This is a genomic window from Vibrio xiamenensis (assembly GCF_900100015.1).
GTDB lineage: Bacteria > Pseudomonadota > Gammaproteobacteria > Enterobacterales > Vibrionaceae > Vibrio > Vibrio xiamenensis.
Genome location: NZ_FNDD01000003.1, coordinates 83,065 through 95,328, shown reverse-complemented (window position 1 = coordinate 95,328; position 12,264 = coordinate 83,065). Strand labels below are relative to the sequence as shown.

Genomic DNA, 12,264 nt, shown 5'->3' with positions numbered 1-12,264 from the left:
ATTTAGCAAATTTTCTAACGATTATTAGCGCATACTCCTGAATCGTTATGACTTGGTCGCCGCGCTGTGAATGTTGATCTTTACTTAAAGCGATAACTATCCACAACAGGATGCAGCCGATGTTGGTGAAAGGAAATACGGGGCTTGTGGTGATCGATGTACAAGGCAATTTAGCCAAACAGGTTCACCAAAGCGAGCGCACTATCAGTAATGTGTGCCGAATGATTCAAGGCGCACAAGCGCTAGCGATGCCGATTTTGTGGTTGGAACAAACGCCAAGTAAACTCGGTCCGAGCGTTGATGCGGTGGCCAATTTGATGGCGGGAAAAAAGCCGCTTGCCAAACACACTTTCGATGCTTGCTCGAGTGCTGAGTTTCTTAGTTACGTGAAAGCGGCCAATGTGCGATCTTGGTTGATCTGTGGCATGGAGGCGCATATCTGTGTCTATCAAACCGCGCAAAGTATGATCAAATTGGGTTATTACGTCGAAGTGGTCAGTGACGCGGTATCATCTCGCGACGAAGACAACAAAATTCTCGCGCTCAATAAATGTGCTCTGCAGCGCATCGGTTTAACCAGCGTCGAAATGAGCTTGTATGAAATTTTGGGGGATTGCTTGTCACCAGAATTTAAGTCGATACTGGCGTTGGTCAAATAGCTTGCTGTGATTGTCTGTTTCATAACGTAATGAAATCCATACTTAAAATTGGTTAAGTTTGCATTGCTAGTTTCTCTCGCGTTAAGGTGGAAACTTCATCCATTGAAACGGAGGCACTATGGCAATGCAAAATATCTCAACGCAGCACAGCGCTTTACTTGAGTTGGATTTGGGTCAAGAGCATGTAGTCATTCAGCGCCGTTATGAAGCGCTGGGTGCACTCAACGATTTTCTGATTGCGATATGGTTTTTTGTTGGTAGTTGCTTTTTCTTGTTTGAGGATCTGATGCGCATCGGCACTTGGTTATTTATTCTCGGCAGCGCGCAATTTCTAATTAAGCCGACGATTAAATTGATTAGCCTTGTTCACGTCAAACGCGTTTACGATCGCCATAATCCCAATTCACCTTCTCACCTATAATCACTTCTGTTCGATGATAATTATTACAAAATGTAACCGGTTTCTGAAACCGGTTACATTTTGAGTTTGATTGATCTACAATGAGCGCCAGTGAGTCACCATCATTCAATTCAATCTGCTCATGATTTAGTGAGCGACAAGGGGTATTACGATGTCACAGCAAGGTTTTCCAAGTGATTTTTTGTGGGGCGGCGCAGTTGCGGCTCATCAAGTTGAAGGCGGCTGGAATCAAGGCGGCAAGGGTGTCAGCATTGTTGACGTGTTGACCAAAGGCGAGCACGGCGTGCCACGCGAGATTACCGACAGCGTTGAAGCTGACAAAGTCTACCCTAACCACGAAGCGGTGGATTTCTATGGTCATTACAAAAGCGATGTAGCACTGTTTGTTGAAATGGGTTTTAAGTGTTTTCGTACGTCGATTGCGTGGACACGCATTTTTCCGAATGGCGATGAAGACACGCCAAACGAAGCTGGATTACAATTTTACGATGATCTGTTTGATGAGCTACTTAAATACGGCATTGAACCTGTCATCACCTTATCGCACTTTGAAATGCCTAACCACTTGGTTAAGGAATATGGTAGCTGGACCAATCGTAAGCTGGTGGATTTCTTTGTGAAATTCAGTCAGACGGTCATGGAGCGCTACAAGAACAAAGTTAAATACTGGATTACTTTCAACGAAATCAACAACCAGCGTAACTGGAAGTTGCCGATTTGGGGTTACTGCAACTCAGGTATGATCTACGCTGAGCATCAACATCCTGAACAGACCTTGTACCAAGTACTTCATCACCAATTTCTCGCCAGTGCCTTGGCCGTCAAGCTGGGCCATGAGATCAATCCGGAATTTAAAATCGGCAGTATGATTCACATGATGCCGCTGTATCCGGCGTCTTGTCGCCCTGAAGATTTACTCGCGGCGCAAGCGGCGATGCGGGAAAAATACTTGTTCAGTGATGTGCAAGTGCGCGGTTACTACCCAAGCTACTTACTCAAAGAGTGGCAGCGCAAAGGCATCGAAGTTGAGATGCTTCCGGGCGATGACGAAATTCTGCGCCAAGGCTGCGCGGATTATCTGGCGATCAGCTATTACATGACCAACATCGTCTCTGCCGAGCCGCCTAAGCAAGGTGATACACCGTCATTGTTTGAAGGTAGCCGCCTCAATCCGTATCTACCTGCTTCGGATTGGGAATGGCAAATCGACCCAGATGGTCTGCGCTTTGCGCTATCGGAGTTGTACGAGCGCTACCAAAAACCGATCTTTATCGTTGAAAATGGTTTAGGTGCGGTTGACCAAGTTGAAGCCGATGGCAGCATTAATGACGACTACCGTATCGATTATCTTGGCGCACATATTAAAGCGGTAAAACAAGCGATTACGCTTGATGGCGTTGAAGTGATGGGCTATACGCCGTGGGGCTGTATTGACTGTGTTTCTTTCACCACCGGTGAATACAAAAAGCGTTATGGCTTTATTTACGTCGATAAACACAACGATGGCAGCGGTACGTTGGCGCGTTCAAAGAAAAAGAGCTTTTTCTGGTATCAAAGCGTTATTTCCAGCAATGGGGAAAGCCTCTAACCTTTGCCAACTGGCGCTCACTATTTGGTGAAGGATTTCATTTCGTGAGCCGTTTTCGCTAAACTCGCCGTCCGGTATCTGGTGCCGGGCGGTCCATATCGGAAGTTGTGATGGCGAATATTAACGATGTATGTAAATTAGCGGGCGTATCAAAAGCGACCGTGTCACGAGTAATCAATCAAACTGGGCAAGTCAAAGCCGCGACGCGTGATGCGGTGTTAGCTGCGATGCAAGAGCTTGGCTATCAGCCCAATAGTTTGGCGCAGGCATTGGCGACTAAAATGTCCAATGCGATCGGTCTGCTGTTGCCAAATTTTCGTAGCGATTATTTTGGCTCTGTACTGCACTTTGCCGAGCTTGGTGCTCAGCAAGCGCAGAAGAAATTGCTGGTGGTGAACAGTAAAAACAGCGCAAGTGGTGAACGCGAAGCGTTGGATACTTTGATGATGCAGCGCTGCGACGCCATTTTGGTCTACAGTCGCCACCTTTCTGAAGCCGATTTGAGCGAGCTACAAACTCGCTTGGACGTCCCGCTGATTATTCTTAATCGCCAGTTATCGGCGAACAACCTTCACAGCTTCGGGTTGGATCAATACCAACTTGCCAGTACTGCGATGCAACATTTGTGTCAGCTTGGCCATCGCAATATCGCTTGTATTACCTCACCGCTGGATAGCGATACCGGTACGATTCGTTATTCAGCGTATCAGCATGCACTTGAGGAATTAGGTCAAACACCGCATCCAAGTTGGGTGGTGGAAGGCGATAATACCTTGCTCGCCGGGTATCGCGCGGCACAGACGCTGATTGCCAGCAAACAACCGTTTAGCGCCATTTTTGCGTGTAACGATGACATGGCGATTGGCGCGATTCGCGCGCTGTACGATAGCGGCATTCGCGTACCGCAAGATGTGTCTGTGATTGGAATTGATAATGAACCTGCCGCGGCCTATGCAATTCCGAGTTTATCCACGGTGTCGTTACCAATCACCGAGATTACGGAACAAGCGGTAAGTTTGGCGATTCGTCTGGCAAACAAACTCTCAGCGCCCGCTACACACCAATGTTATTGTGGTGAATTGGTGGCGCGAGAGTCAACTCGTCAGCTTAGTGAGTAACTCGCATCAAGGGGTTTGTTGCGGCGACATTGACGGTATTACAGGCAATAAAAAAGGTCGCGCTGGCGACCTTTTTTGATAATGAGACCTTGACAGAATTAGCGGATCATCGGGTAACGACGCATCAGCAAACTCGCCCAAATCAGAGCCATAAGAGCGATAATAGCGCCAGTATAACCAACGTTATTCAGCGAACTAAAATGAATCACTTGGCTGCCAATCAAAGCGCCCGCACCAATCCCTAAATTGATGATGCCAGAGAACATCGACATGATCATATCTGAGGCGTTGGCATCAATATTGAGGACTTTACTTTGCATCGCTAGGGTTACGATCATCTGCGCGGTGCCCCAAATGAGTACCACACTAATCGCCGCCCAGTGCAGATTCACGCTGGCGAGCATCAGGCACATACACACCATGATAATCGCCGTACCTGCAAGCAGCAGTTTGGTGTTGGCTTTATCGCCCCAAGTGCCAAATATAATGCTTCCTAAAATACCCGCGCCGCCAAATAGCAGCAGCAATAAAGTGGTGAAGCCATCACTAGCCTGACCGATATTTTTCATAAACGGTTCAATGTAGCTGTAAGCCGTGTAGTGCGAGCTAAAAATGATGAAGATGAATAAGTACATGCCCATCAGCATCGGATTTTTCAAAAGCTCTGGCAGTTTTTTCATTGAGCCAGAAAATAGGCTAGGCAAATTCGGCAACAAGCGCATCAAAGCCAACATGATCAGCAATGCACACACGCCAATAACGGCAAACGTTGCACGCCATCCCATCCATTGACCGATAATGCGCCCAATGGGTACGCCCAGTACCATTGCCAGTGATGTACCTGTTGCCAATACGCTCAGTGCCAAGGTTTTTTTCCCAGGAGGCGCGACACGAATCGCGATCGATGCGGTAATCGACCAGAAGATCGCATGGGCAAACGCAATTCCGATTCGGCTGGCGATCAGTGACTCAAAGCTCCACGCAAACACCGAGAAAATATGACTGGCGATAAACAGCGTAAAGACGCCAAGCAGCAATTTCTTACGCTCGATTTTGCTGGTGAGCATCATCATTGGTAGTGACATCGACGCCACAATCCAAGCGTAAATAGTCAGCATCCAACCTGCAGACGCTGGGCGAATACCAAAATCGTGGGCGATATCAGACAACAACCCAACCGGGACAAATTCGGTGGTGTTAAAAATAAAGCCGCTGAAGCCTAAAGCAAACACGCGCAAATATTGAACGTGACGAGAAGCGCCGTCCGCCACAGAAACAGGTTGAGTCATAAAAGTTACAGAATATAAAGGAGGTGATAGTGTGACGATTATCTCGTTTTTTTATTATAAGTAAAACAAATTTGTGAGCCCAACGTTAATTTATTTTATGTATCGATGGGTTTTCTCATTTGGTGAGAGTGGCGGGATTTTGTACTGGGGTTGATGATAAATTGATCAAATAAAAAGCGCCCATTTAGGGCGCCTTTTTTAAAGCTTAAAAGCGTTGTTTATGATGCTTCGCTTGTCTAACTTATGGCGGTTATTCAGCAAGGGCTTTATTGAGCGCTTGTTGTAGCAGCTCATGATCCGGCGCCATATCGGGTGCAAAATGCGCCACGACTTCACCTTGTTTATTGATCAGGAATTTCTCAAAGTTCCACAAAATATCGCCTTCTTTACCTTCAATGCCGTAGCCTTTAAGTTTCTCTACAAAGCCGCTATCAGGTGCGAAAGTACGCTCAGGAATCGCATTTAAAAGCTCAGTGTAGAGCGGGTGACGGTTGTCACCGTTGACGTCAATTTTGGAAAACATCGGGAATTCAATACCAAATTTACTGGTACAAAAGCTTTGAATTTCCGCTTCGCTGCCAGGCTCTTGCGCACCGAACTGGTTACAAGGAAAACCAAGAACCTCAAGGCCTTGAGATTTCTTTTCTTTATACAGCGCTTCAAGAGCTTCATATTGTGGTGTGAGACCACATTCAGAGGCCACGTTAACAACCAGTAAGACTTTACCTTGGTACTCTGCAAGCGTTAGCGGTTTGCCATCGATTGAAGTGACTTCGATATCGTAAATAGCACTCATGGAACTTCCTTTGTTAGGTTTGTTGTGTATTACCAAGATGGCACAAACTGCCACGAAAATAAACCGTCTAATCGCGTGAATTATTGGTGGGCTTAAAATAAAAAAGCCCACAAAATGAGGGCTTTATATCATTATTAAAGGTGTGGATTATTTGGTTTGGCGCTGCTGTTGCTTATGGGCCAATTTTTGTTGGCGGCGCGAATCCATGGTTTTGTTGACATCACCGCCGACGTGATCTTCGCCGCGCTGTTTCGCCAATTGCACCTGCTTCTCACGTTCACGAAAACGGGCGATTTGCTCTTCGCTATGAGTGCCATGACATTTCGGACAACTCACCCCTTGCTCAAACTTATCAGACTGCTTGTCTTGCTCGGTGATAGGTAAGCGGCACGCGTTACACACGTCAAAAGCACTTTTTTCGAGCGCGTGATTGACCGCCACTCGGCCATCAAAAACATAGCAGTCGCCTTGCCATAGGCTTTGCTCTTGTGGTGTCTCTTCAAGGTATTTCAAAATGCCACCTTCAAGATGGTACACCTCATCAAAGCCTTGCTCTTTTAGATAAGCGGTGGACTTTTCACAGCGAATACCGCCAGTGCAGAACATCGCAACTTTCTTATGCTGGTTTTTATCTAGGTTGTCCGCCACGTATTGAGGAAACTCGCGGAACGTCTCTGTATGAGGATTGACGGCGTTTTTAAATGTGCCAAGTTCAATTTCGTAGTCGTTGCGGGTATCGATCACCAGCACTTCTGGGTCAGAAATCAAATCGTTCCATTGCTCGGGTTTGACGTAAGTGCCTACCACGTGACGCGGATCGATGCCTTCAACACCCATAGTGACAATCTCTTTTTTAAGTTTCACTTTGCTGCGGTTAAAGGGCTGTTGTTCGGCGTAGGACTCTTTGCTTACCGTGCCTTGTAAACGCGGTTCGGCTTCTAGCCACGCAAGTAGGGCATCGATGCCCGCGCGTTTTGCGGCAACCGTGCCGTTGATTCCTTCTTGGGCCAATAGCAGTGTGCCACGAATTTGGTGCTGTTCCATTAGCTCGTGTAGTGGTGCTTGCAGTGCTTGGAAGTCTTTGAGCTCGACAAATTTGTACAGCGCACAAACGACATATTGACTCATAACAGATCCTTAAACTTAGGGTTGAGGTGATAACGCGCGCATTATAGCCGAGCTTGATGGCGACAAATACCTATAGGATTTAAGGATAATAGAGCGCTTGAAATTAAGCTTTCAAGCGCTAGCCCACGATAAGGATTGGCGGGAAAGAGTATTAACGCGAGGTTAGTATTGCGTCGAAGCGATGTGATTGCCCATCGCAATCAGTGTATCGAGAATGTGCTCGCCGTCGGCGCGAAGGCCATTGTGTTCGTACTGATTGGTGATCCAAGCTTTGCTGTTTGGAATGTGTTTGAGCGTTTGACGACTTAAATCCATTTCAACAAACATATCATCCGCGTACATCGCGCAGGTCACCGGCACAGTATTTTTCGCCAATACGGCGCGGTCGTAGAGTCGCCCCCAATCTTGTTTCTCGGCCAATAACTGCGCGGCTTGTTTCAGCGGTTTTAAGCAGTTGTATTGGTCAAACATCCAAGGGAACACCATTTCGCCAGTGAAGTAGAAATGGTTACCGCTTTGGTAATTAAATTCTGGGCGAGTTTGACGTACACGTTCAGCGCTCCAATTGGACGCAAAACCTTGGCAATAGATGGATTCGTGCAAGATGGCATAAATCGGGTTGGTTTGAAAACCTTGTTCCTTAAACATCATATCGAGGAATTCATAACGCATCACGGTTTTGCCATCCACTTCGATAAGCGCATTTTCCAGCGCATAGTAAGTGGGCAAAAAGCTATCGCTCATACCGAAATTAATGCCAATCTGCTGAAATTGTTCAACGGTAAATCGCTGACCATTCGGGAGATATTCCTCATTGCTGAGCAAGTGATCGGCGATACGTTGGCAAAGGCTTTGCGCCTGTGGGAACTGGGTAAAAAACGCTTGGTTTTTATCCATCGTGCGCTCAAAAGTGGCTTGGTAAACTGTATCTGGGTTTGGGTCAATCGAGGGTACGCCACCGGTGATATAGCTGCGTAACAGGCTGCTTGGGAACATAGACAGATACGTCAGTGAGCAAAAGCCGCCGTAGCTCTGGCCTAAAATCGCCCACTTCTCCACGCCCATCTGTTGGCGGATGGCCTCCGCGTCACGCACGATATTGTCGGCGCGAAAATGGCTCAAATAGTTGGCTTGTTGCTGCGCGGTAAGCGGTGCTAACGTTTGATGGCTTATCACACTGCTATGGCCGGTGCCGCGTTGATCAAGCAGCAACACGCGATAGTCTTGCAGCGCGCGCTTTAACCAGCCGCTGTGACCATTCGGGCGCGGTGAGGGAAAACCTGGCCCCCCTTGTAGATAGACCAGCCACGGTTTGTGACTGTCGCTGTCATCGGCTTGAGTCAGTTCGCGGCAAAATACGGTGATGTTGCCTAGGCTGTCGTCTGAGTAGTTAAGGGGCAGAGTATAAAATTTTGGTGTGTATTTGATCCCTTGTTCGACAAAGGATTGGCTGACTGTGTGCATAGTGACTCGCTAATACGAAAGTTTTGGCATTCCATTTTCGCCGTCATTGTGAAGCATCTTTTGGCAAAGCAAAAGCCTTTTGCTCGCCGAGCGTGCGATGGCTGTGAGCGAGAATATATTCAATTTACACTGTGAATCAGCGGCTTAAACGGTTTGGATTAGCGATTGCTGCGCGATTCAACCGCGTCAATATGTTCAATCACCGATTGTGGCAGCGGCGCCTTGTGTCCGGTTTTAAAGTCAAACATCACTATGGTGGCTTTGCCGAGCGTCGAGATAGCCTGATGCTTACGGCTCAGCACTGCGTATTCCATGGTAAAGCGGTCGTCTTTCACTTCAATGATCCGCGAGCCAACCACTAAAGTATCCGGAAATGTCACAGGCAATTTGTAGCGGCAACTGGTTTCACTGACAACGGGACCTATGTTGCTTGCGGAAAGAATTTTCATCAAATCAAGTGCTTGGCAGTAGTCAATTCGTGCGGTTTCAAAGTAGCGGAAATAGACCGCATTGTTAACATGTTGTAATGCATCCATTTCTCCCCATGCGACTTCGATTTCAGTATGCACGGGATAGTCACTAAGCAAGCTAGAATCGGTCATTAGCGTTCCTCTTTGAATTGAAGTTTGAGTTTTTATTCTAATCCGAATTGTGTGCGAAAAATGAGACTTGTTATAAAAATGTGATCATACTTGAGGTTGTAATCGGCTCGCTTTACTTAACGGTTAAGCGGCGTTACTTTGGGAATTATTCTGAGTTGGTGGAGGCGTTAAGATGTTGAACTATCCGGGCTTTCAATCTGCGACCGTTGCACAACGAACAGACTGGACCTCAGAGCTATTTAGCTTGCGCATTAGTGGCGCGAAATTGGATTTCAAAGCAGGTCAATTCACCAAACTCGCCTTACCGGATACAAGCGGCCAACTCATCAGTCGCGCGTATTCCATCGTTAATGCCCCTATGAGTACCAACGACATGTTGGAATTTTTGGTGGTGGCGAATACCGATGGACAACTGACGCCCAACCTCCAGCAACTTGCGATCGGCGATAGCATTTATGTTGGTGAGCGCGCCAATGGCGATTTGACCGGCGATATTGTGCCTAAATGCGCCAATGACTTATGGCTGTTGGCGACTGGCACCGGAATCGGTCCATTTTTATCGTTGCTTGATGATATTCATCTGCGTCCGCGGTGTGAAAATATCGTTTTAGTCCACGCGGTGCGTTATCAGGCCGATTTGGTTTATCAATATTTGATTAAGCAACTCGTGGCCTTTTATGAAGGGCGTCTGCAATATGTGCCGATCGTCAGCCGCGAAGAATCGCCATATTTGCAAGGGCGCATTCCCGAGCTGCTTGAAAACGAGCAATTGTTTGAACAAGCGGGTGTCACGATGACGCCAGAGCAAAGCTTTGTGATGTTGTGTGGTAATCCTGAAATGATCAAATCCACTCTGGCGCCGCTGCAGGCACTTGGTCTTGAAAAATATCGCGCGGCGAGTGGTGGCAATATCGTCTACGAGCGCTACTGGTAATTTTGATTAATAACGACTGGAACATCTGATATGTTGTAGCAAAGGATTTTTTAACAATCAGGATGTGTCTCGATGGAAATCAAAGTCGACCCTATTACCCACCCACAAGTACTCGAACTGCTCAATCAACATCTGCAAGATATGAATAGCAACTCGCCGGAAGAGAGCGTGCACGCATTGGACGTTTCAGGTCTGCAGCACCCATCGGTCACCTTTTGGACCCTATGGAATAATGACCAACTGCTTGGTTGTGGCGCGCTCAAGCGCCTCGATGATCAACATGGTGAAATTAAATCCATGCGCACAGCAACCAGCGCGCGCAAACAAGGCATCGCATCGAAATTACTCGCGCACATCATTGAGCATGCCAAGCAGCAAGGTTACCAACGTTTGAGTTTAGAAACTGGTTCGATGGAATTTTTCCATCCTGCGCATCGCTTGTACCAATCGTACGGCTTTGTCGAGTGCGGACCTTTTGGGGATTATCAGCTTGATCCTTACAGTTTGTTTATGACCCGTGAGGTGTAACGGTTTGTGGCTACGTTACCCTTTAACATTCGGTTAACGGTTTGAATTACATCTAGTTATGTAAAATTTTGGTCAGAGCACGGCCCAGTTTTTTGACAGCTTGACTCGTTACACTACGCTTAAATAGGCAACAACGTCAGTAAAAGGAGATGCTAATGGCAACGTTTAAGCAGGATATTCCCAATCGAGTCACTGTCTATCACGATGATCTTGAACAAGAAAAACAGTTAAAAAATGCAATGCTTCCCGAAAAACCCCGCTACTTTAACGGCTCACCAACCTACAAAGCCGACACCATTGAATCATTTCGTGACAAACTCAGCGACATTGGGATGAGCTTAGAAAAATAGCCTGCTATTTCGTTCGAGCTGCCACTGTGAGTGATAGCTTTGATCCAATAGCCACTTGATGAAAGCCGGTCGAGAGTCCGGCTTTTTTTGTACCTTCTGTACTGCCTCAGCCCTACGAAGAGTTCAAGAGTAGCGACAAGGAGAATAGTACCTAGTGAGCGTTAAGTAGCGGTTCTGCGCTTTTAGCCACATTCAAACGCAGCGCAAACAACGACACCAGTAGCATCAATGCGGCAGCGATATAAAAGCCCCATAATGTCATATTCGCGTAACTGAGTAGCGCAATTAACACATAGCCCAGCGATTGAGTCAGGGTGCTGAGCATTCCCATCGCACCATCGATTCTGCCGCGGATATTCATGTCCACTTGATGATGCATCCAGTTGGTTCTAGCGATGCGATTGAGCGCATTAAAAAAGCCAAATCCAGCGGTGAAGGTAACTAAATACAGCGGTGTGGATAGGCTCATGACGACCAACAATCCGCTAACACCAAAAAGAGCGAATTGAATCAAGGTCGGGGATGACCAGCGAGCTAACAATCGGCTAACCACTAAACCTGTCACTAACGAACCCAAGCCAAAGCACAGATTGTAAGCGGCAAACCATTGCCCAGAGACATTGTGCTCAGCAAACCAAATCGGTACCAGTTTGGATAAGTAAGTCAGCATTGGATAAGTCAAACACGACAGAAAAACCAGCGTATAGAAGCGCTTTTGCGCACCGAGTTCTTGGCGAACTAACCCCAAATCTTGGACGAGAGAATGGTGTTTGCTGGCGATGAATTTTCTGGTGTACGGAGTTAGCCAGTAAGCGATAGCTGCGATGGTGGATGCCAAAGTGGCAAACAGAGCAAATTCGAACATCCCCCAATGCTCAAGTAGCACAATGCCAAGTGCGCCAGCGCCAAGCGTAGTGCCTTGCATCACCACCTCTTGCTGGCCGGAAATACGCGCATACTCATTTTGGGTATAGTTTTCTTGAGTGAATGCGTTGTTGGTATTCCAAGCTAAATTACTTGAGACCCAAAACAGCAATTGTGCTCCGGCGAGTAGCCAGTTTGACTGTAATCCTGCGGCATAAACCAAAGTGACAATCAGCGCGACTGAAGCTTGCAGCACTTGATTAACGATGAGCAGTTGCTTACGGGAATAACGGTCAATCAGGCGCGAGAAATACGGCGTTGCAACAAATGAAATTAGGGTGCAGCTTAGCGCCACTAGGGCGACAAAGGTGCCCATATTGGGGCTTTGTAACATCAGCCAAGGCAGGGCCATCATAAACAGTCCCGATGAGATGCCATCAAAAAAGCGCCCGGTTAAATACGCGAGAGTTTTGTTTTTCATTGAAATTATCCATGTCAATTGCGGTATTTATTGCTACTCTAA

Annotated in this window: 13 protein-coding genes; 7 read left to right on the top strand and 6 right to left on the bottom strand. The window is 47.1% G+C overall.

Translation table 11 applies throughout. The features are described from left to right. The first annotated feature begins 119 nt into the window (after window positions 1-119). The 4 genes from BLS03_RS03630 to BLS03_RS03615 all read left to right on the top strand — a co-directional run bounded on the left by BLS03_RS03630 (window position 120) and on the right by BLS03_RS03615 (window position 3,786). Window positions 120-659: an isochorismatase family protein gene (locus BLS03_RS03630; RefSeq protein WP_093269823.1), complete on the top strand. Its 540-nt coding sequence runs from the start codon at window positions 120-122 to the stop codon at window positions 657-659. 118 nt (window positions 660-777) lie between these two features. After that, on the top strand, window positions 778-1,080 hold the full coding sequence (locus BLS03_RS03625) for a YrhK family protein (RefSeq protein ID WP_245696567.1): 303 nt from the start codon (window positions 778-780) through the stop codon (window positions 1,078-1,080). Window positions 1,081-1,231: 151 nt separating this feature from the next. Beyond that, on the top strand, window positions 1,232-2,668 hold the full coding sequence (locus BLS03_RS03620; protein WP_093269821.1) for a 6-phospho-beta-glucosidase: 1,437 nt from the start codon (window positions 1,232-1,234) through the stop codon (window positions 2,666-2,668). A gap of 110 nt (window positions 2,669-2,778) precedes the next feature. After that, window positions 2,779-3,786, top strand: a complete 1,008-nt coding sequence (locus BLS03_RS03615; protein ID WP_093269818.1) for a LacI family DNA-binding transcriptional regulator — start codon at window positions 2,779-2,781, stop codon at window positions 3,784-3,786. A gap of 98 nt (window positions 3,787-3,884) precedes the next feature. Here the strand turns inward: BLS03_RS03615 and BLS03_RS03610 are convergent, their stop codons facing one another. The 5 genes from BLS03_RS03610 to BLS03_RS03590 form a co-directional block, all read right to left on the bottom strand. Beyond that, window positions 3,885-5,075 carry a sugar transporter gene (locus tag BLS03_RS03610; RefSeq protein ID WP_093269816.1) on the bottom strand — a complete coding sequence of 397 codons (1,191 nt, stop codon included), beginning with the start codon at window positions 5,073-5,075 and terminating at the stop codon, window positions 3,885-3,887. 250 nt (window positions 5,076-5,325) lie between these two features. Beyond that, complete coding sequence (locus BLS03_RS03605) at window positions 5,326-5,871, bottom strand: glutathione peroxidase (RefSeq protein WP_093269813.1); 546 nt, start codon at window positions 5,869-5,871, stop codon at window positions 5,326-5,328. A gap of 147 nt (window positions 5,872-6,018) precedes the next feature. Beyond that, window positions 6,019-6,999: an oxygen-dependent tRNA uridine(34) hydroxylase TrhO gene (trhO, locus tag BLS03_RS03600; RefSeq protein WP_093269810.1), complete on the bottom strand. Its 981-nt coding sequence runs from the start codon at window positions 6,997-6,999 to the stop codon at window positions 6,019-6,021. Window positions 7,000-7,161: 162 nt separating this feature from the next. Then, window positions 7,162-8,463: an alpha/beta fold hydrolase gene (locus BLS03_RS03595; RefSeq protein WP_093269807.1), complete on the bottom strand. Its 1,302-nt coding sequence runs from the start codon at window positions 8,461-8,463 to the stop codon at window positions 7,162-7,164. Between the two features lie 158 nt (window positions 8,464-8,621). Then, a complete protein-coding gene (locus BLS03_RS03590; protein ID WP_093269805.1) occupies window positions 8,622-9,065 on the bottom strand; it encodes an acyl-CoA thioesterase in 444 nt (147 codons plus the stop codon). Between the two features lie 172 nt (window positions 9,066-9,237). Here BLS03_RS03590 and BLS03_RS03585 point away from each other — a divergent pair, with 172 nt between their 5' ends. From BLS03_RS03585 to BLS03_RS03575, 3 genes are all read left to right on the top strand, one after another. Then, on the top strand, window positions 9,238-9,999 hold the full coding sequence (locus BLS03_RS03585; protein ID WP_093269801.1) for a ferredoxin--NADP reductase: 762 nt from the start codon (window positions 9,238-9,240) through the stop codon (window positions 9,997-9,999). Between the two features lie 72 nt (window positions 10,000-10,071). After that, window positions 10,072-10,527 (top strand): GNAT family N-acetyltransferase, encoded by a 456-nt coding sequence (locus BLS03_RS03580; protein WP_093269799.1) that lies wholly within the window; start codon window positions 10,072-10,074, stop codon window positions 10,525-10,527. 155 nt (window positions 10,528-10,682) lie between these two features. Then, on the top strand, window positions 10,683-10,877 hold the full coding sequence (locus tag BLS03_RS03575) for a hypothetical protein (protein WP_093269796.1): 195 nt from the start codon (window positions 10,683-10,685) through the stop codon (window positions 10,875-10,877). 151 nt (window positions 10,878-11,028) lie between these two features. Here BLS03_RS03575 and BLS03_RS03570 read toward each other — a convergent pair whose 3' ends face one another. After that, the gene (locus BLS03_RS03570) at window positions 11,029-12,222 is read right to left on the bottom strand and encodes an MFS transporter (protein WP_093269794.1); all 1,194 of its coding nucleotides are present in this window, start codon (window positions 12,220-12,222) and stop codon (window positions 11,029-11,031) included. Window positions 12,223-12,264: the final 42 nt, after the last annotated feature.